The sequence below is a fragment of the Streptomyces sp. NPDC050625 genome (genome assembly GCF_040654755.1).
Taxonomy (GTDB): Bacteria; Actinomycetota; Actinomycetes; order Streptomycetales; family Streptomycetaceae; genus Streptomyces.
Genome location: NZ_JBFAIQ010000062.1, coordinates 1 through 21,634, shown reverse-complemented (window position 1 = coordinate 21,634; position 21,634 = coordinate 1). Strand labels below are relative to the sequence as shown.

At 68.7% G+C, this 21,634-nt stretch carries 18 protein-coding genes and 7 pseudogenes; 17 read left to right on the top strand and 8 right to left on the bottom strand.

Annotation, left to right across the window (positions count from 1 at the left end; genetic code table 11):
- Positions 1–452: 452 nt before the first annotated feature.
- A complete protein-coding gene (locus AB0I54_RS46485; protein WP_363302452.1) occupies positions 453–626 on the bottom strand; it encodes a hypothetical protein in 174 nt (57 codons plus the stop codon).
- Positions 627–673: 47 nt separating this feature from the next.
- On the opposite strand from AB0I54_RS46485, the pseudogene AB0I54_RS46480 reads away from it, so the two are divergent.
- The 4 genes and pseudogenes from AB0I54_RS46480 to AB0I54_RS46465 all read left to right on the top strand — a co-directional run.
- Positions 674–772, top strand: a pseudogene (locus AB0I54_RS46480) (transposase); the annotation flags it as partial.
- A gap of 77 nt (positions 773–849) precedes the next feature.
- Positions 850–1,002: a hypothetical protein gene (locus tag AB0I54_RS46475; protein WP_363302455.1), complete on the top strand. Its 153-nt coding sequence runs from the start codon at positions 850–852 to the stop codon at positions 1,000–1,002.
- The gene (locus AB0I54_RS46470; RefSeq protein WP_363302451.1) at positions 969–1,265 is read left to right on the top strand and encodes a helix-turn-helix domain-containing protein; all 297 of its coding nucleotides are present in this window, start codon (positions 969–971) and stop codon (positions 1,263–1,265) included. The genes AB0I54_RS46475 and AB0I54_RS46470 overlap by 34 nt, the downstream gene beginning before the upstream one ends.
- The gene (locus AB0I54_RS46465) at positions 1,175–1,585 is read left to right on the top strand and encodes an IS3 family transposase (RefSeq protein WP_363302453.1); all 411 of its coding nucleotides are present in this window, start codon (positions 1,175–1,177) and stop codon (positions 1,583–1,585) included. Before AB0I54_RS46470 ends, AB0I54_RS46465 begins: the two co-directional genes overlap by 91 nt.
- A 232-nt stretch (positions 1,586–1,817) precedes the next feature.
- Here the strand turns inward: AB0I54_RS46465 and AB0I54_RS46460 are convergent, their stop codons facing one another.
- The 3 genes and pseudogenes from AB0I54_RS46460 to AB0I54_RS46450 form a co-directional block, all read right to left on the bottom strand.
- The gene (locus tag AB0I54_RS46460; RefSeq protein ID WP_363302450.1) at positions 1,818–2,009 is read right to left on the bottom strand and encodes a hypothetical protein; all 192 of its coding nucleotides are present in this window, start codon (positions 2,007–2,009) and stop codon (positions 1,818–1,820) included.
- A 45-nt stretch (positions 2,010–2,054) separates the two neighbouring features.
- Positions 2,055–2,609 (bottom strand): hypothetical protein, encoded by a 555-nt coding sequence (locus AB0I54_RS46455; RefSeq protein ID WP_363302449.1) that lies wholly within the window; start codon positions 2,607–2,609, stop codon positions 2,055–2,057.
- A gap of 513 nt (positions 2,610–3,122) precedes the next feature.
- A pseudogene (locus AB0I54_RS46450) lies at positions 3,123–3,348 on the bottom strand (IS110 family transposase); the annotation flags it as partial.
- On the opposite strand from AB0I54_RS46450, the gene AB0I54_RS46445 reads away from it, so the two are divergent.
- Entirely contained in the window at positions 3,348–3,734 is a 387-nt protein-coding gene (locus AB0I54_RS46445; protein ID WP_363302448.1) for a carbonic anhydrase, read from the top strand. The pseudogene AB0I54_RS46450 and the gene AB0I54_RS46445 sit on opposite strands and share 1 nt — an antisense overlap.
- Before the next feature lie 63 nt (positions 3,735–3,797).
- Here the strand turns inward: AB0I54_RS46445 and phoU are convergent.
- A pseudogene (gene phoU / locus AB0I54_RS46440) lies at positions 3,798–4,424 on the bottom strand (phosphate signaling complex protein PhoU); the annotation flags it as partial.
- Between the two features lie 579 nt (positions 4,425–5,003).
- On the opposite strand from phoU, the gene AB0I54_RS46435 reads away from it, so the two are divergent.
- Positions 5,004–7,430 carry a SpoIIE family protein phosphatase gene (locus AB0I54_RS46435; protein WP_363302447.1) on the top strand — a complete coding sequence of 809 codons (2,427 nt, stop codon included), beginning with the start codon at positions 5,004–5,006 and terminating at the stop codon, positions 7,428–7,430.
- A 232-nt stretch (positions 7,431–7,662) separates the two neighbouring features.
- Positions 7,663–8,700, top strand: coding sequence for a phenylacetaldoxime dehydratase family protein (locus tag AB0I54_RS46430; RefSeq protein ID WP_363302446.1), 1,038 nt, complete (start codon positions 7,663–7,665; stop codon positions 8,698–8,700).
- Positions 8,701–8,809: 109 nt separating this feature from the next.
- Here AB0I54_RS46430 and AB0I54_RS46425 read toward each other — a convergent pair whose 3' ends face one another.
- Complete coding sequence (locus tag AB0I54_RS46425) at positions 8,810–9,217, bottom strand: hypothetical protein (protein WP_363302445.1); 408 nt, start codon at positions 9,215–9,217, stop codon at positions 8,810–8,812.
- A 54-nt stretch (positions 9,218–9,271) separates the two neighbouring features.
- On the bottom strand, positions 9,272–10,636 hold the full coding sequence (locus AB0I54_RS46420) for a hypothetical protein (RefSeq protein ID WP_363302444.1): 1,365 nt from the start codon (positions 10,634–10,636) through the stop codon (positions 9,272–9,274).
- Positions 10,637–10,865: 229 nt separating this feature from the next.
- On the opposite strand from AB0I54_RS46420, the gene AB0I54_RS46415 reads away from it, so the two are divergent.
- The 8 genes and pseudogenes from AB0I54_RS46415 to AB0I54_RS46380 all read left to right on the top strand — a co-directional run bounded on the left by AB0I54_RS46415 (position 10,866) and on the right by AB0I54_RS46380 (position 17,078).
- Positions 10,866–11,273 carry a transposase gene (locus AB0I54_RS46415; protein WP_363302443.1) on the top strand — a complete coding sequence of 136 codons (408 nt, stop codon included), beginning with the start codon at positions 10,866–10,868 and terminating at the stop codon, positions 11,271–11,273.
- Between the two features lie 2 nt (positions 11,274–11,275).
- Complete coding sequence (locus AB0I54_RS46410) at positions 11,276–11,815, top strand: hypothetical protein (RefSeq protein WP_363302442.1); 540 nt, start codon at positions 11,276–11,278, stop codon at positions 11,813–11,815.
- On the top strand, positions 11,797–11,964 hold the full coding sequence (locus AB0I54_RS46405; protein WP_363302441.1) for a helix-turn-helix domain-containing protein: 168 nt from the start codon (positions 11,797–11,799) through the stop codon (positions 11,962–11,964). The genes AB0I54_RS46410 and AB0I54_RS46405 overlap by 19 nt, the downstream gene beginning before the upstream one ends.
- 40 nt (positions 11,965–12,004) lie before the next feature.
- Positions 12,005–13,290 (top strand): annotated as a pseudogene (locus AB0I54_RS46400) (ISAs1 family transposase).
- Positions 13,291–13,802: 512 nt separating this feature from the next.
- Complete coding sequence (locus AB0I54_RS46395; protein ID WP_363302440.1) at positions 13,803–14,684, top strand: DMT family transporter; 882 nt, start codon at positions 13,803–13,805, stop codon at positions 14,682–14,684.
- A 70-nt stretch (positions 14,685–14,754) separates the two neighbouring features.
- Positions 14,755–15,735, top strand: a complete 981-nt coding sequence (locus tag AB0I54_RS46390; protein WP_363302439.1) for a TauD/TfdA family dioxygenase — start codon at positions 14,755–14,757, stop codon at positions 15,733–15,735.
- A gap of 91 nt (positions 15,736–15,826) precedes the next feature.
- Positions 15,827–16,084: pseudogene (locus tag AB0I54_RS46385) on the top strand (transposase); the annotation flags it as partial.
- A 195-nt stretch (positions 16,085–16,279) separates the two neighbouring features.
- Positions 16,280–17,078 (top strand): annotated as a pseudogene (locus tag AB0I54_RS46380) (transposase family protein).
- On the opposite strand, the pseudogene AB0I54_RS46375 reads toward AB0I54_RS46380, so the two are convergent.
- Positions 17,042–18,534: pseudogene (locus AB0I54_RS46375) on the bottom strand (ISL3 family transposase). The pseudogenes AB0I54_RS46380 and AB0I54_RS46375 sit on opposite strands and share 37 nt — an antisense overlap.
- Positions 18,535–19,109: 575 nt before the next feature.
- Between AB0I54_RS46375 and AB0I54_RS46370 the strand changes: the two are divergent.
- Together AB0I54_RS46370 and AB0I54_RS46365 are read left to right on the top strand one after the other, a co-directional pair.
- Positions 19,110–19,790, top strand: coding sequence for a radical SAM protein (locus AB0I54_RS46370; protein ID WP_363302437.1), 681 nt, complete (start codon positions 19,110–19,112; stop codon positions 19,788–19,790).
- Entirely contained in the window at positions 19,787–20,428 is a 642-nt protein-coding gene (locus AB0I54_RS46365) for a dTMP kinase (protein WP_363302436.1), read from the top strand. Before AB0I54_RS46370 ends, AB0I54_RS46365 begins: the two co-directional genes overlap by 4 nt.
- The last annotated feature ends 1,206 nt before the right edge of the window (positions 20,429–21,634 follow it).

The following is a 21,634-nucleotide window of genomic DNA, read 5'->3' as shown; positions in this document are numbered from 1 at the left end:
ACACATCGCACGTCACAGCCGGATCCTGTCATGTAACTCCACACCCGCCGTCGGCAGCGGAGTCTTCGACCGAACCGCATTTCGTTAGGGGTTCTTAGTCGCTCACGCGGAACGAGGTCTCTCGATGGGAGCGCGGCGAGCGGGTTCCGCAATCCTGGCTCCCGTTCATCGCGGAAGTCCTGGGCGTTCCTGCCAGAGAGCTGGAACGGGCCGCCTCCTATGCACGCGGCGAGTCGGACGGACCCCCGTTCGGGGGCGCCTTGGTCCTCTCGGAGCTGATCCCGCCCGGCAACTCACTAACGCCACTCGTCGACCCGATCGGCCGTCGCATCGATGGTGACGACGTGGCACGCCTCGCCGCCCGGGTGCATGGCTTCCGACTCGCTGACGACGTGCTGACCGGGGGTGACCTCTTGGCGCCCCTGTTCCGGGAACTGAACGCGGCGATGCGGCTATACCGGGAGAGCACGCACACAGAAGCCGTCGGCAGCGTGCTTCTGGCCCAGGTCGGTGACCTGGCCCAGATCGCTGGATGGATCGCCAGCGACGCCGGGCAGCACGTGCAGGCTGAGCGCGCATATCGCATCGGGATCGAAGCGGCGCGGCAGGCAGGTGACGGCCTGCACCTCCCCTCCTACTGTGGAGACCGTGACCGGAGAGATAGTTGGGGGTCATGGCATCCAGGAAGCGCATCTACGACGCTGAGTTCCGTGAGGGGGCGGTACGGATCGTGACGGAGGCCGGGAAGCCGATTCCGGTGGTGGCGGGGGATCTGGGCATCCATCCCGGGACGCTGCACAGCTGGGTCTCGCGGGCCCGGGCAACGGGTCGCCGTCGTCGGACCGGCCGGTGGCCGAGCCGTCCGGTGGCCGGCTGCGGGAGAGTGAGCGGGCGGAGCTGGAGCGGCTGCGGGCCGAGGCGTGGGAGAAGGACAAGCGCATCCGCGAGTTGGAGATGGAATGTGATGTGTGCAAGCGATTCGTGGCCTTGTGGGTGAAGTAGCTGAGGTGGACCCGGCCGTCGCGGTCGGGGTGATCAGCAGCTGCAAGGCCGAGCAGGATATACCGCATCGCGCCGCCTGCCGGGCGTTGGGCGTGTCGGAGTCGTGGTACTACAAGTGGCGTGACCGGCCGCCGACCGAGCGGGAGATGCGCCGGCAGTACCTGCGGAGGAGATCGAGGAGATCTTCCGCTGCTCCGGGGGCACCTACGGCTCGCCGAAAGTGTTCATCGAACTGGTGCGCCGGGGCTGGCGGGTGTCGGTGAACACCGTCGCGAAGCTGATGGCCGAGCTCGGGCTGGCGGGCCGGAAGGGCAAGCGCCGCCGGTCGCTGCCCAGGCCGGGCAGGCGGCCGGCCGCCCCGGACTTCGTCCGCCGGGACTTCACCGTCGAGGAACCGGACCTCGTCTGGGTGGGCGACATGACCGAGATCGACACCGATGAGGGCAAGCTGTACCTGGCAACGGTGATCGATCTGCTCTCCCGTCGGCTGCTCGGCTACGCGATGGGCTCCCGGCACGACCCAGAGCCTCCTGCGAGGCCCAAGGGCGTTCTGAAGAAGAAGAATCCTGCCCAGACGCGGTGAGTACTGCTGGATTCCTCAAAGGAAGTACACATATCGGCGGCGTAAGTGCCTGGTAAGTGTGTGCGGGTCTGCCCCAGATCCAGGTGCGGGCGCGGGTATTGAGCTGGTCGGTGGCGACGCCGGTCGCGTGGGCGATGTGGTCGCGGTTGCCGAAGGAGCGGCCGAAGCTAAACGCACCGGCCTGGTCCTGCAGGGCTGATTCAAAGTCCGAGTGATCATGTTGGGATGCAGGTCAGGGCAGGCCGAGCAGTTCCAACGGGTGGGTGAAGGCCGCGTAGGAGACCTTCCTCAGCCCGGCGGCGATACTGCGGTGCCCCGCGTCCCGAAGCGTGTTGATGGCCAGGTTCCGCAGCGTTGCCATATTCTCCGGCCCGTGCCCGGTGCGGATCTTCGAGGCGTCCTCGGCGAACGTCACATCCCGCACGTGGTGCACGGTCTTACCACGCCAACGACGAGGAGCCCTGTCTCGTCACCACCCCGCTGAACAGGCTGTTTCACCCTCGCGGGACAGGGTGAAAGACGTTCCGCGGGCGGGACGGACAACAAGTCGAAGTTCAATCCTGGCAGGCACAGCCGACGTCGACCGCGGAAGCAACACCACCGAGGCGAGCGCCATGCCGTGTATCTCGCCTGCGTGGGCACGGTGAACGTACCCGGGGCCGTGGTGGACGGTTTGTGTGGCGGGATGGCCTTGATCGGCCAGGAGATCGTGCAGGGCCTGCATGCTCGTTGACTTGCCGACTCCGTTGGGCCCGTCGATGCTGACGAACCAGCCGGTGCGCTCACTGGTCATGCAGCGACCTTCTGTCCGCCCTGGTTTCGCTCGTGCTGCTCGCGGGTGAGCATGGCGAGTGTTGAGCGGATGCGCTGCAGCGGCGCGTTGCCGCATCGAATCGTGAGCGCCGTCGCCGGTCAGGTCGACGTCGCGCGAGCAGGGCGTCACTGTCGGGCACGGGATCGGCAGGTGGCAATACCCGTAAGCGGAGAAGGAGCCGGCCGCCCGGTAGGAGCCGGTGTCGAACACGCTGAGGATGCGGGATGCCAGTGGTTCGAGCCACCCGATGGTGGCTTGCTGGGGATGTCGGGGATCTCGCTGGGCTCTTGGCCCTGTTGGAGCAGCTGGCCGACGAAGGCGGGCAGGATGGCATTCACGGGGGTGGCCCCTTGGACGGTCGTAGGAGTAGGTGGGTCGGCGCGGGGGATAGCTCGCCCCCGTGGGAGGGGTAGGAGCGCAAGTTGCCGTTCGCGCAGGGGTTGAGTTGCCGACGATCCGGGCCGCGAGGGCGCCGGACCGCCAACGGAAACGAACGGTGGCAGCGAGGCGACCTCATGTGCCCCGGCCCGCGGCCGGGGGCGCGTCGGGGCCGGCTTGCGCTTTGCGCGGACGGTCTGGTCCCCGCCGATCAAGTGCCGGTTGTCGACGAGGGTTTCGCAGGAGGATCCGGAGACATCGGCGAACGGACGGCGGCAGTTTTTGTAGTAGGCGTCCGGCGCGTCGATGCTGCTCGACCTTGGTCTTGAAGGTGGCGGAACGGGACGAGGACTCGTCGGTCACGTGCAGGACTACCCGGGCGCCGAGTTGGGTGCCGAGCCCGGGGAAGCTCAGGAGCACGTCAGCGTCCGGGTGCTGAGGGAAAGCCTCTTCCACCGCCTTCGAGGTCCTCGGCGGCGGTGCAGGCGGCTTCCAGCTGGACCAAGAGGGCGAGCATCTGATTGCCGAGCGCGTCCTCGACCAGCGGCCGCTGGTGGGCATAGTCGCCTCGTGCTTGGCAGCATCGAGTACGGGGTGAGCATGCTGGGCTGCCCGCTGGTGGTGGTTCTCGGCCACGACACGTGCGGCGCGGTCCCGGCCAGCCGGGCAGCCGTGGACGAGGGCACCACCGCCGACGGATGCGTACGCGACGTCGTCAAGCGGGTCACCCCCGCGTCCGCGCCGCCGACGCCACCACGGGGCCCAGACTTGATAGCCGAGCACGTGCGGGCGACCGTCGCCCTCCTTGCCGACCGCTCCCGGGAACTGGCCGAGGCGGTCGCCGTCGGGCGGACAGCCATCGTCGGCCTGTCCTACTGCCTGGCCGACGGCCGAGCCCGCGTGGTCGCCGTTCACGGCATAGACCTTCCGGCCGACCAGCAGGCCAACGTGGCCTGACCGCCCGCACGACCCGGTCGCCGGGTTCTGGGCGCCAGCGGGGCATCGGGGTGGATTGCCTCGGTGCTCGCCGGTGACCATGTAGACAAGGCGCCGGGCGACCGAGACGGCGTGGTCGGCGAAGCGTTCGTAGTAGCGGCCGACCAGCGTGACATCGACGGCCGTTTCCACGCCGTGTTTCCACCGGTCGTCCATCAGGGCTGGAAGACCATCCGGTGCAGCTCGTCCATGCGGTCGGCGTCCTGCTCCAGACGCAGGGCCGCGTCGACGTCCCTGGTAATCAGCACTTCGGCGGCCTGCGCCATCAGGCGCTGGGCGAGCTGGCCCATCTCCAGCATTGTGCGGTGCAGATCGTCCGGCACCGCACGTCCCGGGGTAGCGCAGCCGGGCCAGCTTCGCCGCATCCTGGGCCAGGTCCTCGGACCGCTCCAGATCCGCCCTCATCCGCAAGCTGGGGACCACGATCCGCAGGTCGGTGGCGACCGGCTGCTGCCTGGCCAGCAGGTCGATCGCCCGTCCCTCCAAGTCGCGCTGCAGGTCATCGGCCCGCGCATCGGCCGCGATGACACTCTCGGCCAGCGGCAGGTCGGCATCCAGCAAAGCCGTGGTCGCCCGGCCGATCGCCGACCAGACCAGCCGGGCCACCTCCACCAGCCGGCCCCGGTCGGGTGAAGCCGGGGGCAGCCTGATCCGGGAGACGCTGGGGAGGGTCGGAGCAGCCCTGTTGGGCAACGGCAAGCCGGACAAACCTGCCGCCCCACGCCTCATACACACCTACTGCCCGACTGGTCAGCGGTACAGACCGGAGACCAGCACTTCTGTCCGCCCGCGAACCCATGAGCCGGTTGCCCGGAAACGGGCACAGCGCGGACGCCGTGACCGGGGCTGCTTCTGCCCCCTCGACGAACTGGCCTGCGCCCTCGAACAGTGGATCAAGTTTCTGGGACACGCCACGCCGTTTAAGTGGACCAAGACCGCTGACCAGATCATCGACGCCATCGGACGCTACTGCGCCGGGATCTCCGGACCAGGACAGAACTGGGGCTTGAGGGACTGACCGCCTACCAGCAGACACAGGCCGTCTACCTGTACCCCAGCAGTGCCGTGCGTGCCGATGCGCTTGCGCCTGCGGAATGAAAGGAGCAGTCTGAAAGTGACGCCGTGGACGGGCCCATCGGGATCGGAGGCAGCTGCTGCGGCGGAGCGAGAGTTGCACCCATGGACAGAGATGCCGCGGCCACGGTAGGCCCGGGCCGCACAGGGTCGCCGTTGAAGCAGACCGTATCGGCCGCGGTGGATGGCCACGGGCTGGTGACGGCGTGGAGCTCCGGAGCCGAGCGGCTTCTCGGCTACGAACCTGTGGAGGTGGTCGGCCGGCCAGCGGCAGGGCTGCTCGCCGAGGCCCTTCCGGCGACCGCCACGATTCGATGGCGCGCGCGGGAAGGCTGGAGCGGGCTGGTCGCCGTGCGGCACCATGACGGACACCACCTGAACCTGCTGGTCGAGGCCCACTCCCTGCTGGACGCGGTTGGCGAAACGCACTGGTTTCTCACGGCCACCGGAGCGGAGCAGCCGGGTGCGCCAACCACGGAAGGTGCCGGCGCTGCCGGCGCTGCCGGCGACGAACCGGGAACGGCGACGCTCAAGCAGTGGGCGCTGGACCAGATCCCGCTTCCGATGGCGCTCTTCGACCGCCAGGGGCTCGCGATCGCCCTCAACGCGGCCATGGAACGCGCCGTGGGTGAGCCCGAACGGGACCTTCTCGGCGTGCGTATCGGCAAATCCGGCCACCTCAAGGGCCTGGACGATCTCGACGAGGTCGTGGAGCGGGTTCTGCGGGGCGGGGAGACGGTGCCCCGCGAGGCGTATCTGCAAGCGTCCGGGGAGATCCGCGCGTGGCTGCTGTCCCTGTACCCGGTGAAGGACTCCGGGGGCCACGTGCGTGCCATGTCTTTCGCGGCGGTGGACACCACCGAGCAGGTCCGGGCCCGCCGACGGCTAGGCGTGCTGAACGAGGCCGGACTGCGCATCGGCACCACACTCGATCTGACCCGCACCGCCGACGAACTGGCGGAAGTCTGCACGGAACACTTCGCCGACTTCGTCGTCGTGGACCTGCTGGACAGCGTCCTCCAGGGCCAAGACGCGGATGCGGCCCCCCTCCGCGACCCCCTGGTCTTCCGCCGCGCCGCCCAGCGCTCCGTGCTCCCGGGATGCCCCGAGGCAGCAGTGCCGCTTGGAGCGACACACACCTACCCTGCGGACTCGCCCCCGGGCTGCGCGCTGGCCGTCGGCCGCGCCTCGCGGCACCAGATTGATGCCGCGACCCTGCAGTGGTGGACGGCGGGATGTCCGGAGCGCGCCCGCAGCATCAAGGTCCATGGAATGCACTCGATGATGGTGGCGCCGCTGCGGGCCCGTAGCGTCACTCTCGGTCTGGCGATCTTCGCCCGCCATCGCACAGCGGATCCGTTCGGCGAGGAGGACCTGCTCCTGGCGGAGGAGCTCGCAGCCCGCGCCGCGCTGTGCGTCGACAACGCCCGCCGGTACTCCCGCGAACGTGCTATCGCGCTCGCCCTGCAGCGCAGCCTCCTGCCGCACCACGCGCCCCGGCAGGCTGCCGTGGATGTGGCATCCCGCTACCTGCCGGCCCAGTCCAGCGCCGGGATCGGCGGCGACTGGTTCGACGTCATCCCGCTGTCTGGAGCCCGGGTGGCCCTGGTGGTGGGGGACGTCGTCGGCCACGGCATTCGCGCTTCCGCCACCATGGGCCGCCTGCGTGGCGCGGTGCGCACCCTCGCCGACATAGACCTGACACCCGACGAACTACTAACCCAACTCGACGACCTCGTCCTGCGTCTGGACCGCGAGAACTCGGCGGACGACGACCTCGACCCGGCCGAGGCGTACGCGAGTGAGGTCGGCGCCACCTGCCTGTACGCCGTCTACGACCCCGTATCCCGGCATTGCTCCGTGGCGAGGGCCGGCCATCCCCCGCCAACCCTCGCCACCCCGGACGGCAGAGTAAGCCTCCTGGACGTTCCGGCGGGCCCTCCACTGGGGGTCGGCGGCCTGCCCTTCGAAGTGGCGGAGTTTGATCTTCCCGAAAGCAGCGTCCTCGCCCTCTACACTGATGGTCTCGTCGAAGCCCCCGACCGTGATCCTGACGACGGGTACGCCCTGCTCCATGCCGCCCTGGCCACCCCTGGCCCCGGTCTGGAGGAAACCTGTGACACGGTGCTGCGCAGCCTGCTGTCCGAGCGCCGCACTGACGACGCCGCCCTCATCCTGGCCCGTACCCGGGCACTGGGTCCTGACCGGGTCGCCACCTGGGACCTGCCGACCGACCCCGCGGTCGTCGCCCGCGCCCGCGAACTTGCCTGCGCCCAGCTGTCCGCCTGGAACCTGGAGGACGCCGCCTTCACCACCGAGCTCGTCGTCAGCGAACTGGTCACCAACGCCATCCGCTACGGCGGCCCTCCTGTCCAACTGCGGCTGATCCACGACACCACCCTCATCTGCGAGGTCTCCGACGCCAGCAGCACCAGCCCACACCTGCGACGCGCCCGAGTCTTCGACGAAGGCGGCCGCGGCCTCCTCATCGTCGCCCAGCTCACCGAGCGCTGGGGCACCCGCCACACCGGCACCGGAAAGACCATCTGGGCCGAACAGCCTTTGCCGGCACCATCAGGTTGAGCGGGTGGCCTTGGGGCTGGGATGATCGTCGAGTTGTTGATCATCTGGGAGGGGCCGGCCGTGGAGAGGTGACGCGGCGGTTTCGGTCTCATGGCGCGGCGACCGGCGGACCGGTGTGTTCGCTCTGTGTCAAGTTCCCGTAGACTGGTAGTCAAACAGCGCTCGTCCGGCGGCCAGGCTTCGAGTCAGACAGAAGCAGTCCACCGCCACTCGAAACTCGAAGGAGCGCGCCATGCCGAGATCGGGCCCGCCCGGCCACGCCCCTCGTTTCACCGCCTACAGTGCCCGTCTCCCGGAGGGCACGAACGCGTTCGTGTTCGCCCAGTACGCGTGCCAGGCGCCGTCCCGGGAAGCGGCCGAGCGGGGAGCGACGGGCCTCGCCGCGCTGTTCGGCGGACCGGACGGCCCGGATGTGGTGGACCGCGGTTCCTTCCTGGACACCGCCGGAGCGCACAACGCGGTGCTGATGGCGTACTGGTACGACCCGGCCAGCCACCGGCGCTGGCGGGAGTCGGAGCCCGTCCGCTCCGTCTGGGACGGCCTCCCCGCACAGGGCGCTGCCGGGTACTGGCGCGAGGAGTCCGTCATCCCCGTCGAGCGGAATGAGACGCTGCACACCCATCGTCGCGAGGACTACGCGACCAGCGGTCTGTCGCAGTCCGCCGCCGTGGAACTCCCCGAGACTCAGGTGCACGACTACTGGGGCGCGGCCCGCGACCGCATCGCGGCCTCGGCCACCGAGAAACTAGCGCCCGCGCTCCCGGTCTTCGAACCCCAGGTCCCCGAGGCGTCCGAGACCCGCGGGCGCCGCGTCACCGTCGCCGTACCCGGCAATGTGGCGCTGATCCGCACTGCACAGGACTGGTCCGCGGCCACGCTCTATCGCCAGAAGTACCTCGCCGACGTGAAACCGGTCAAGGATCGAGGCGTCGACTTCCTCGCGGAGAACCCCGGATCCGGCTGTATCGCCGCCCGCAACCTCATGGAGGAGTCGGTCGACGGCGCGACCCTCGACCGGGCCTGCACGATCGCCTGGTTCGTCTCGCTCGAGCACCTGATGACCTGGTGCCGGTCGCACCGAACCCACCTGGACATATACGCCAGCTTCTTCCAGATGGTCGGCGGCGGAGAGGGCCCGCTGGACGTCGCCTTCTGGCACGAGGTCTCCGTACTCCCCGCCGGATCGGTCGACGCCGAGTATGTCAACTGCGATCCACGGACCGGCTTCCTACCGCTCTCCACCCGTCACACCACGACCGCCACAGTCTGACTGCCGAGGAGAATTCAGGGCGGATCTTGGTGTTCATGGACTCGACGAGCCCGTTACTCAAGGCGTGCCCGGCGGCGGCGATGATGGCGTCCCAGTGATTGATCATTGTTCAAGCTGAATTGCTGGTCATGGGGGCTGGCGTGGGCGGCGGCCGAGGTACTCGTGCTGGTCGTAGGCGTGATCGGTAGCAGGTGATCATCAGGCGCATTGCCGGTTCGGCGGCCATGACCGGATCGTCGGCCTGCCCACTCCGCTCGGCCTCGATGAACTGCCCGATCACCACCTCGGCGGCCTCCAGCCGGGCCACCTCGGCATCGATCTCAGCGAGCGTCGCAGTGCGGACGGTGGTGCGGGTGGGAGGGGGCAACAGGTCGATCTCGTCGCTCAGCCGTCGAACTTCCTCCTCAAGTCGGCTCCGCTCGTCCCGCAGCTTCAGACGTGCCGCTCGCGCGGTGGCCTCCGCTGTGGCGATCTCTTGTTCCAGCGGGCGTGCGGCGGCGTCGACCAGCGCCGTCACCTCGGCCTCGGTCGCGGCTCTGGCCGCCAGTTCCCCGGCGTCGGCAATGCGCAGTTACGCGCAGTCGCCGGCCCAGGCGAGCAGCCGTTCCGCCTGTACGGCAAGGGCACCGTCCCAGGCTTCGGACGCCTCGTCCCGCCGCGCGATCGCCTCCGCGAGCCGGCTACGGGCGTCCTCCAGCAGACTCTCGGCGACACCCCGGTCGCGTACCGCGCGATCGTGCTCGTCCATCGCCTCGGTGATGAGGACGACCTGCTGGCGTCGGGCGGTGACCGCACCCCGCAGCAGCCTGCGGGCCTGTCGTGCCCCGTTCTCGCCCGCCGTGTGTGTACCGTCCGAACCCAAGGGGCGACGGCCACCGGCCTCGTGCACCGGGCTGTCTGCGAGGTTCACTACGGAATCCGTGTCGAGAAGCGTCTTCACCTCATGATGGATCGACTCCATACCCGCCGCCCGGGCCGACCGGCGTGCTTCCTCGGCGGCTTCGCGCGCGTGCTCGTCGAAGGTGCGGGCCTGGGCCGCCGCCTCGTCGCTGATCTGAGTGGCCTGCGCAGTGGCACGCTGTCGCTCGGCGACGGCTGCCGCTTCTTCCGTACGACGGCGGAGCCGGTCAAGTTCCTCGCCCTGCTTGTACGCGTCGCTCTCGCGCAGCCCCTCGACGGTCTCCTCCAGGGCGTGCGCGCGCAGTTCCTGTTCCTCGCGCCGGGCCTGAGCGGACTCCCGTTCTGTCAGCGCCTGTTCGAGTCCCTCGGCGCTCTGGCGGGCGGCGCGGGTGAGGTCGTCCATCTCCGTGGTCGCCGAGATCAGCGCGGCCGAGCCGGCACGCAGGACACGTCGTGCGTAGGCGCGCTGCCGGGATGCGACGGTCTCTGCCGCTGTCACCTCGTCGTCGAGCCGTTTGAGGTGTTCGCGCTGGCGGTCCAGCCGCTCGAAGCCTTCGGCGAGTTCAGCGATCTCACCTTCGCCCAATGGGGGAAGGGCGCGGGACAACAGGGTGGAGAGCAGGGACGGATCGAGCCGTTCGGACAGTTTGGGCTGGCGCAACTGGAGCAGGGCGGACAACAGCGACTCATAACGCTGCTCCCCCATGCCGGCGAACAATTCACGTCGTACGGCCGTGCGGTAGTCGGTGGCCGAGGCATGGACGTCGCCGCGGTCGCGCACGGCCTCGACCAGCGCTGCGCGTGTCAGCGGCTGTCCCGCCTCGTTGACGAGGAGCACGCCGGCAGGGTGGGCGATCCTGGAGCCGGTGGTGAAGTAGTCGGCATGTACCCCGCTGGTGTGCACGCTCGCCTGCAGACGCGCACCACAGCCGAACCACCGCTCGGCGCCATCGTCGCCGACGCGGCGGAACTCCATCCACACATACCCGACACGGGTCTTGCCGGAGGCTCCTTCGCCGAGCAGGTTCCAGTGCATGGTGCGTTCCGAACCACCGAACGTGGACAGGCGGTTGGGGCGCAGGCTGGCGTCGGAGAGGAAGGGCAGCAGAAGCTCAAGGGCTTGGACTTGCCCGAACCGTTCTGGCCGCGGAGCAGCAGGCGGCCCTGATGCAAGGTGAAGGTCTCGTCGTAGTAGCGCCAGACGTTGAGGATGCCCGCGCGGTGCGGCTGCCAGCGGCGGCGGGCCGCACCCACCGCCGTTGCCGGTGTCGCGTGCAACTCGGCGGACTCGGGCCGCCGCGGGATCCGATCCGGCCTTCCGCACGAAACCGCAGCTGGCCGCTGCCCTCGCGGCCCGCGGGAAGGAGGCGGGCTTCAGCTGCCGGGCGGTGGTCGCCGACTGCGCCTGCTCGGTCAGCGACGACTGGTATCTCGCACTGCGCGAGGCCGGCCTGGCCTATGTGGTGGCACTCAAGCCGCGCAACGGTGTCTGGGCCCCGGTCGACCAGCCACACACTCCCATCGAGGCCGCCCACGCCCTGACCTGGCGGGACGCCGGTCATCCCCGCGACTGGACGCCGTGGAGCGTCACTCCCGCGACGGGCACACCGAGACCTGGTGGGCCGCTGAGACCCGCCTGGGCGGATATGGCCCCGACTCACCCTGCCGCCTGATCGTGGCCACCACCGACCCAGTCGGCCTGCCGGAGAAGGCCACCTGGTACTTGGCCACCAACCTGCCCCACCCTGACGCGCCCCACGCCGCCACCAGCCCGCACCTGCCGGCCGACCTCGCCGAGATCGTCCGCCTCTACGGGCTGCGGCCGTGGATCGAGCAGAGCTATAAGCAGGTCAAGGACGAACTCGGCTGGGCCGACTTCCAAGTCCGCTCCGACCGCGCCATCCGCCGCGACCAGACCCTGGTCAACTGCGCCTTCTCCTTCTGCTGGGACCAGTGGTTCGCCCCACCCGGACCGCTGGATGCCACCGCGCCGGACCCGTGCCCCAACGACGGGCCAGAGAGGGGGCCCAGCCAAACCCCAACTGCCCAGCTGGCCCAAGGCCTTACGCGCCACCCGTTCCTGGCTCACCCCCGCCGTCACCCTCAACCGGTGGTGGCGAGCCTGGACGGACAAAGACCCACCCTCCGAGCTCCAGGCCCTGATCGACGCGGTTCGAGCGCGGTGAGAGCGCGGGTGTGGTGGCCACGGAGTTGAGGGTCACGCCCGGCACGGTGCGCCAGTGGCGCCGCCGGTGGCGTGAGGGGGGTGCCAAGCAGGGCCCCGGCGTTTGCCCGGCTCATCCGATCTTGAGCCGGTTGGTGCTGGTGGCGTTCCCCGGAAGCAGACGAACACGGTCCCTGTAGATCATGGAGTTCTCTACGCTTCAAGATCCACGAGGGTGTCGTGTTCGTCCCGCCATCATCTCTCACCGCCGTACCTGCCCTCCATGCGCCCCGGCTGGAAGCACTGGGTGGGAGCAATGAGCGAGACCAAGTCCGCAGTCTCGTCGCCGAGTCCGAGTCGATTACCGATCCCCGCGGTGCATGTGGGGTGCGCTGCCGACTCGCTTCGCTGCTGGCCCTGATCGTCTGCGCGATGACACCGGCAGGCCATGACTCGGTCACCGCGGCGGCGGAGTGGTGCCGGCGCGCGGCTCCCGAGGAACTGGCCGCTTTCGGTCTGCCCTATCACCCGTTCCTGGGCCGCTACCGGGTGCCGAGCGAGAAGACCCTGCGCAGCATCCTGGGGCGCCTCGATCCAGGCGAGATCAGCGCGACCGGTCACGACTGCCTCCGGCCCCTTCTTCCACCGCAACCTGGTGGTCCGGGGCCCCTGATGCCCGATGGCGGTCAGGAACGTGAACAGCGCCCTGCCCACCGGGCTGCCGCCCGGGCCGAGCCCGTTCGCCGCAGGCGCCGGGCGATCGCGGTGGACGGCAAGTGCCTGCGCGGCGCAAGGCGCCCCGACGGCAGCCGGGTCTTCGTGCTCTCCGCGGTCCGCCACGGCGACGGCATCACCCTGGCCTCGCGTGAGATCGGCGCGAAGACGAACGAGATCCCCGAGTTCCAGCCCCTGCTCGACCAGGTCGACGACGCCGACCTCACCGGGGCGGTCATCACGGCCGATGCTCTCCACGCCCAGCACACCCATGCCGCCTGCCTGCGCGAACGTGGTGCCCACTACCTCCTCACGATCAAGAACAACCAGCGTGGTCAGGCCCGCCAACTCCACCGCCTGCCCTGGAAAGAAGTCCCTGTGATCCATCGTGATGACGCCAGCCGCCACGAGCGGCGCCTGGTGCAGGTCGTCACCGTCGACGGCTTGCTGTTCCCGACGCCCGCCAGGTCCTGCGCATCCAGCGCAAGCGCCGCCTGCACGGGGCGAAGAAGTGGTCCAGCGAGACCGTCTACGCGATCACCGACCTGCCCGCCGAACAGGCCGACGCGGCCGAGATCGCCACCTGGGCCCGCGGGCACTGGACCGTGGAGAACACCGTCCACTGGATACGAGATGTCGTCTTCGGTGAGGACAAGTCCCAGGTCAGGACTCACAATACGCCCGCCGTGCTCGCCGCCGTCCGCGACCTGATCCGCGGCGCAATCAAACTCGCCGGGTACGTCAACACCGCCGCCGGACGCCGAGCCCACACCGAACGCCACCGCGTCCTCGCCCTCTACGGCATTACGTGATCAACCGAACATCCGAGGCAAACGCCGGGGCCCTGGGCTCGGGACCGGGCACCGCCGCCCCTCCACGGCCCCCTCCGTACGCCCCTCCACGGCCGAACCCGGCGCAGGCCAGTCCCCTTGACCGGAGGGCAGGGCAGGCACCGACAACCCTCTGTCAGTCACCCCCCGTGCAAATACTGCGCGGACACCGCCCGTCCCCGTATCAGCCGCGCGCGGGCCCCTCAGGCGCTGGGGCGGGCGGCCGGAGACCGAGCTGCACCACCGCCAGGGCGACCGCGCCGGCCACACTCAGGACTCACGGCCCTCGCCGCCGTCCCACAGGTTCCCGCTCTCGCCGTGCCCCGTGAACTAGGCGTGCACCGCCAACCGTCTTTACGAATGAGTGCGGCCGTCCACCGCAGAGTTGGTTGAACCTCATCGATCGGATAGGAATGACGCGTTCCGCCACATCGTCCGCGCGAACCGCGGCGACCGCCCCCGGCATATCGAACAGGCTGGCCAGTCTGTCGCTCTTGGGGGTGGCCGCTGTCTGGGGCTCGACCTTCCTCGTCGTCCAGGACTCCACGCAGCGTATGCCCGTACTGGATTTCGTGGCCGTGCGGTTCGCGGTGGGAACCCTGGTCCTAGCCATGTTGCGGCCACGGGCAGTCCGGTCCCTCGACCGAGCGGGTTGGGGCCGGGGGGCCGTGCTCGGCGTCGCTCTGGGCGTCTCGTACACCCTCCAGTCGTTCGGGCTCCAGCACATGTCGGCGACCGCGTCGGCTTTCGTCACCGGGATGTTCGTCGTCTTCACCCCGCTCCTCTCCGCGCTCGTGCTGCGTCGGCGCGTCACCCTGACGACATGGGCAGGGACGGGGCTCGCAGTGGTGGGGCTCGCCCTGCTCACGTTGAGAGGACTCGGCCTGGGTATCGGTGAGTTGCTGACCCTGGGGTGCGCGCTGTGCATCTCGCTGCAGATCCTCGGGACCGGTGCCTGGGCGACCGGACAGGACCCCTACGGCCTTGCGTTCGCCCAGATGGCGACGGTGTCGGTGATCGCGGTGGTCGTCGCGGCGCCGGCCGGGCTGAACGTCGTACCGCCGACCCCGGCAGCATGGTTCGGGGTGCTGTGGACCGGCGTGCTCGCGACCGCTGCGGCACTGGTGATCCAGACCTGGGCACAGACCAGGCTCAGCGCCGCGAGGGCCGTCGTCATCATGACCATGGAACCCGTCTTCGCGGCCCTGTTCGGCCTCCTCGCCGGTCAGTTCCTGTCCGTCCGACGGATCATCGGCTGTTGCCTCCTCCTCGCGGCCATGGTCCTGGTGGAACTGCACATGCAGGGGAGGACAAAGGCCGGGAGCCCGCCACCGAACCGTGAGCAGAGTCCCACCCCCACCGGTTCATCCCTCTGAGTGCGCGGCGGCCACCGGCCCCTCATCCCTCCCGCGCCCACCCCTCCCGTGAAAAGGAAAAGGAAGCTCCATGCTCTCTCCCGAGTTCCTCGGCGACATCTGCGACGACGTCAGGATCCACTTCGAGGAGATCGTCCGTGACCGCGTTGCCGCGGGCGCCCTCGGTGACACCGTCCTGAACCATCCAACGTGGCACCTGCCCGACACGCTCCGCGCCTCGCTCGCGACGGTGGTCGCGCCGCCCGACCCTGCTGTGGGGTTCCGCATGGTCAGCGGGCTCTTCGACAGCTTCGACGATCTCGGCCCGACACCGACCCACTGGTCTACGGACGACCGGCGCAGGACCGCACCGTTCGACATCGCGCTCGCCCTCGCCGCGACAGCCCTCGGAACGGCCTTCGGCTGGACGGACCAGCAGGAAGGACGCCTCGTGCACGACATCCTGCCGAGCAAGGGCTTCGAGCACATGCAGGTCGGAGCGAGCAGCACCGTACCGCTCGCCTGGCACAGTGAGGACGGGTTCCACCCCGAGCGCGCCGACTTCCTCTTGCTGGCTTGTGTCCGCAACCCCGACCACATCGGCAGCAGGCTCGTCTCGATCCGCGGCCTCGGCCTCGACCCTGCGGACATCTCGCAGCTTCGGCGGCCGCTGCTCACCATAGAACCGGACGACAGCTACGAGGACGACACCGCTTCCACGCGCGAACCCGTGGGAATGTCGACTGTCTGGGACGGCCCCGACGGGCTGTGCGTTCGGTACGACCCCTCGTACACGCGGTACCTCACCGACGACGAGGAGTTCATCGCGGCACACAACCGGCTTGGCACGGCATTCGAAGAACATGGGGCCGTCGTGCCCCTCTCTCCCGGAGACCTGCTGATCATCGACAACGACGCCGTCGTCCACGGCCGGGTCGCCTTCCGACCGCGCTATGACGGCACCGACCGCTGGCTGAAGCGCGTACTGGTCCGCTCCCCCCGCGACAACCGGCCCGCGGCAGAGCGCCACGAGCACGGTTACCATCAGCAGCGGGTCTTCGCGGCACATTGACCACCACCCTTTCCCGGTCGACGCGGTCGCCCCGTTACCGGTGGGTCTGTGCGGTCTTCGGTGCAACTCCCGATCATGGAAGTAGCACCTGATGAGCGACGTGACTGTCTCTGCTGAGGCGGTTGAAGAGGTCCGGCCGGCCGAGGACCTGCCGGATGACCAGTTGATCGGGCAGTTGGTCGATCGGGCCCGCGCGAGCGGCCTGCAGTTGACCGGCGACGGCGGGCTGCTGCAGCAGCTGACCAAGCGCGTGCTGGAGTCCGCCCTGGAAGGTGAGATCACCGACCACCTCGGCTACGAGAAGCACGACCCGGCCGGTGCCGACAGTGACAACAGCCGCAACGGGGCCCGGTCACCGTACAGACCCCGCTGCGGCGACTGACGCGAGTCTGTTCGGGCTGATGCGGGCATGGCGGAAGATCCGCCATTGAGCTTGTTCAGTTTGGCCACCATCGGGTGGCAGTGAGGTCGGCGTAACAGGCGAGGCCCTCGGGGTGTTGAGCGGGATGTCTTACGTCCGTTGCTCGTCACCTCGGGGGCCTCGTTGGTTCCATATCCTGCCGTACTCGATGTCCCGCATGCCCTGGTGGAGTGGGTCACGATACTGATCGTCACCCGTGAGGGTGACCGACGGTGCCAGCTCTCGCCATCCCAGCGTGCCCTGATCGCACTGGTGTACCTGCGCAAAAACGACACGTTGCGGCAGCTCGCGGCCGGCTTCGGGATCAGCCTGGGTACCCGCGCACGCCCACGTCCACGCGGTGGTGGGTCACCTGGCCGCGCTCGCCCCTGGGCTGACGACGGCCCTCAGATACGCGGGAGCCCGGTACGTGCTGCTGGACGGCACCCTCGCCGAGTGCGACCGGACCGGTGACGGCCGAGCCGACTATTCGGGCAAGCACCGTCGGCACGGAGTGAACCTGCAGGTGGTGACCGCTCCGGACGGCACCCTGGTGTGGATCTCACCCGCGTTGCCGGGCCGTACTCACGACCTGACCGCGGCCCGCCGGTACCGGATCATCGCCACCAGCATCCGTCTGGGCATCCCCATCCTGGCCGACCGCAGTTACCAGGGAGCCGGTGACATTGTGGCCGTTCCCCACAGGCGACGGCCCGGGAAGGACCTCACGGTCAAACAGAGGTGCGTCAACCGGGCCCACTCCCGCCTCAGGTGGCCCGTCGAGAGAACCATCACGTCGGTCAAGACCTGGCGGAACCTCCGCAAAGCCCGCTGCAGCCCACGCGGGAGTGTCATGAATCAGGCTCTTACAAGATTTTCGTGGCCGGTGATCCTTCGAGCTGGATCTCAGCTGAGCAGGAGGCGGTGTCCGGCTCGGCCGTAGGTCTGGCGCTTGAGCAGCTTGATCTGGTTGTTGACGCCCTCGGTGCGGCCGTTGTGCCAGGGCAGGGTGAGGGCGTGGTCGACGCCTGTGCGGTCGCGTTCGAGGCCGGTGGCGTAGGCGTGCAGGAACGGCAGGTCCACGGTCCGGATCCGGGTGATCCAGCCGGTCAGCGCCTCGGCGTTGGCCGGCTTCGGGTGAGCAGGGCGGCAAAACCGGTCACCGCGTCCGCCAGGGCGGTCATCTCCGGGCAGGTGCTGTCGAGTTGGTCGCGGAGCACGAGCTGGTCCTCGCGCAAGTGGTCGGGATCGGTGAGCAGGAGGCGTGCGGCCTTGCGCGGGGAGAGACTGGCGTGGTCGGCCTCGACCCTGCCCTGGTTGATGTACCGGACCAGGAGGTTGGCGCTGCCGGTGTAGCCGAGTTCCTTGATCTCGCGCAGAAGGTGGGTGACGGGCACCGCGGGATCCTCGGCGCGGCGTCGGCGCAGGTGGTCGCGGTAGGGGTCGACCAGGGTGGGCCGGTACTGCGGTGCCCTCACCATGCGCTCGGGCTCGCCGTGGCGGGCGTAGCGCTTGACCGTGTTCAGTGTGAGGCTCATGCGGCGGGAGCATTCCAGCAGACTGACCCCGGCATCGAGGAGCTGGTGGACCTGCTGCCATCGCTCGCGGGTGGTCTCGGCGCGGGGGCCTTCCCGCAGTGGCGGGCCGGCCTTGGCCCAGCACGCGCTGTAAGCTGCGACCTCCCTCAAGGCGGCCTCGGCCAGCCCGTGCCACAGGTGCCCGCGGTCGCAGACCTGCACGACCGTCGGGTCTGCGTCTGTGGTGGCCTGGGCGAAGCCCCCTGCCCCGTCCCTGCAGACGACCTCGATGCCGGGGTGCTCCTTCAACCAGGCCGTCACCCTCTGCATCTTCCGGTCCGGCAGCACCTCGATACGCTCCCCGGACTCGGCGTCGATCAAGATCGTGGCATAGCGGTGACCCTTACGCAGGGCGAACCCGTCGATCCCCAGCACTCGCGGGACCGGCCGGACGGGCAACGCGATGCGCATCAGGCAGTTCAGCACACTCGCCCAGGACAGCGCGTGGTGCAGCACGTTCAGCAGGCGGGCCCCGGCCGACCCGGCCAGCGCGACGGCGACCGCGTCGACCACCTTCTGCAGGGCTGGCGTGCGGCGCTGATATCGCCGCGTCAGCCCGGTGACCTGCTCGACGAAGGTGACCTTCTCGCAGGCAGGGTTCTCGCAGTACAGACGGCGCACCGATAAGTCGATCACGACCTCACGGCCGCCCACCGCCTCGTCCGCGACATGCCGCTCGTATCGCGAATGCACCCAGTCCGACGACTGCCCGCAACCCGGGCACGCCACCGAGGCGTCATCCCTGGTCCGAGCCGTGATCCTCAGCAGATCTCCGCCAGCCTCCACACGCTCGACCTGCACCGCGGCCAGCCGCGGCAGCAGATCCCCCACGACGACAACACACACAGCCAGCCTGCCACCGTCAACAAGTCAGAACCACAGGCAAGTTGAAGCGAACACCGGCTACGAAAATCTTGTAGGAGCCTGATTCCTGATAGACCCTCTCACCACCCTGGAGCACCTCTACGACCATGCGAGCGCGGTGGGCATCACCGTCCCACCAAAGATCGAGACAGCGAGTTTGAGGCGCCGACTTGTATGGGGGGTAGCGGAACGCGGTCGGGTTGGCCGCTCGTAGCGTTTCCGTAGGTCGCCGGTCCGGATGGCTCGTGAGGCGTCTGCCGCCCTGCGGGGCTGGCTCTTTCGGGGTGTGCCGCCGGCCCGGCGTCCGTCCGCGGCCTGACTCAACAGAGGCGTGTCCCGGTCCGTTTGGTTCCGGAAGTCGGCGTGTCGGCCGTGGATGCCCCTGCTGCCTGGCAACGCTGAGGAGCGAGTGCCGAACACCGCTGCCCGAGAAGCGCAGGGCCCCTCAGTTCATCGTCCCAGGTCAGGAAGGCACTTTCGCGTTTCCGCCTCGTCAGCCGCCATGCCCAACCGAAACGGCGAGGCTAACCAGCATGGATGAGGTATTCGGCAAGGGCAGCGTCGGCCGTGTCATCGACGAACAGATGGAAGCCTTCACACGGACCAGGATCGGCGAGCGGTACGTGTGGGACGCCACCGGCCGCATCGACGTCCTCAACCGGCTCACCGACACCGATCTGGACCGCATGGTGACCAACGGGCTCCGCGAAGTCGCCCTCGGCATCGAGTCCGGCAGCGACCGCATTCTGGCAGCGATGGACAAGCGGATCGACGCCGAGATGGCCGAACGCGTGGCCTGCGGCCTGGTCGCCCTCGGCATCGGTGTCAAGGGGTACTTCATCCTCGGCTTCCCCGGCGAGACCCAACAGGACCTGGACGCCACCGTCCAGCACATCCGCAACCTATGGGACGTCTCCGACCGGTACACCGGCGACGTCCGGGCCAGCGTCTTCGAGTTCCGCCCCTACCCGGGCACGCCGGTGTGGCAGACGCTCATCGCCGCCGGTCACGAAGCTGACGCCCTGCTCGCGTACGGCGACGTCGACCTGACCGGCGACGGCGCTCACGAGTCGATGCGGCTACGCGACGAGTTCAACTTCTCCGTCGGCATCCAGTTCGGCGACGTACCGCTGCAGCGCATCCGCTCGACACTCGCCGTGCTCACGCGCGAGGAGCACGAGCGGAACCAGGGCGGAGAGGAGGTCGCTGCATGACCAGTGGGCGCACCGGCTGGTTCGTCAGCGTCGACGGGCCCAGCGGAGTCGGCAAGTCAACGACCGTACAGGCCCTGCACGATCTCCTGGCCGCTCAAGGCCGTCCCGCCACACCAACTGCCGAACCGACCACCACGGCCCTGGGTACGTTCACCCGCTCCCATGCCAACGAGATTCACGGCGTACCGCTCGCCTGTCTGGTCGCCGCCACACGCTACGAGCACGTCGAGACCGTTATCGACCCGGCGCTGCGCGGCGGCGAAATCGTCGTCAGCGACCGCTACCTGCCCTGCACGCTGGTTCTGCAGCAGCTCGACGGCGTCCCGTTCGAGTTCCTGGTCGATGTCAACCGGCACGTGCCGATGCCGGATCTGGCCGTGATCCTCACCGCCGGGCCGGGACTGATCGCCCAGCGCATCACCGAGCGCGGCATCACTCACCGCTGGCACCTCGACCCCACCGGCCCCGGCTGGGAGGCCGACCTGTACCGGGAAGCGGCGGCGTACCTCATGAGCCGAGGGGTCAAAGCGCTTGACATCCATAGCGCATCAGCCGGGCACTCAACCTACCCAGGCTCCGAAAATCCCCACCGGCACTCACCACAAAGGCCCCGTCAGCAAGCTGACGGACCCTCATGAATGATCGAGGCTAACGACTCATACCCCTCGGCCGAGGAGCCGAATGACTCGAAGAGTCGGGAAGGGGCGGCAATACACCCAGAGCCACCCTCACCGAGTCCCTAAGTGCCGCTGCTTCCGCTACGGACTTCTGTGCGTCCTCCCTAGCAGCCCGAAACGCATGCCCCGGGTTAATCGTGCCAGCTGGGGCAGGTATCTGGTTGGCGGGCGAGCCCGCATCGGGCGTCATGGCAGACGCAGCAGCAAGACTTGCAGACTGCCATGACAGTTCAACGCCGCCCGGCCCCCCGAAACTACCGAAACCAGCCGACTGCGGCGTCGGCACGCCCGGCACTGCAGAAGAAGACCACTGGGCTGCCACCGATGAAGACGACGATGCCGGGACAGAGGCTGGTGACCGCGGTGCGTCCCCGCGCCCCTCTGACACCTCAGGGCCGCGACTGACATCCGACGCCATCCGATGCGACGCCGTCGACAAAGGTGTATCCGGCGACAGTGCCCACTTGCCACCGGCGTTCACCACGGTAAAACCCTTCTCCCTCAGGGCCTCCGCCGTCAGAGGCCCCAACCGCGACATCGGCGTGCCGTCGGGATTCCGGTAGCGCGCGCCATACAGGTGCGTCCCCAGGGAGATATCGTCCACCCTCTGTCTCTGAAGTGGCAGGACAGGACGCCCGTCCGCACACCTCCCGAAGACGTGCTTTCTTACGGCATCCGCATAACCGGCATCCAACGGATAGGACGTCCCCGGCAAAGGTGTATCCGGCGACAGTGCCCACTTGCCATGGGCGTTCACCACGGTAAAACCCTTCCCCCTCAGGGCCTCCGCGGTCAGAGGCCCCAACCGCGAAATCGGCCTGCCGTCGGGATCCCGGTAGCGCGCGCCATACAGGTGCTTCCCCAGGGAGATATCGCCCACCTTCTGTTTCGTATGTGGCAGGACAGGACGCCCGTCCGCATCCCTCCCGAAGGCGTACGTACTCACGGCATCCGCATAATCGGCATCCGACGCCATCCGTGCTCCTTTGTCCGTGGTGAAGGAGACTGCGGGCCTGCCCCGCAGTCTCCTTCACCTACGTGCAGACCGACAATCTGGATCAGTGGGCGTCTTAGAACCCCTAACGAAATGCGGTTCGGTCGAAGACTCCGCTGCCGACGGCGGGTGTGGAGTTACATGACAGGATCCGGCTGTGACGTGCGATGTGT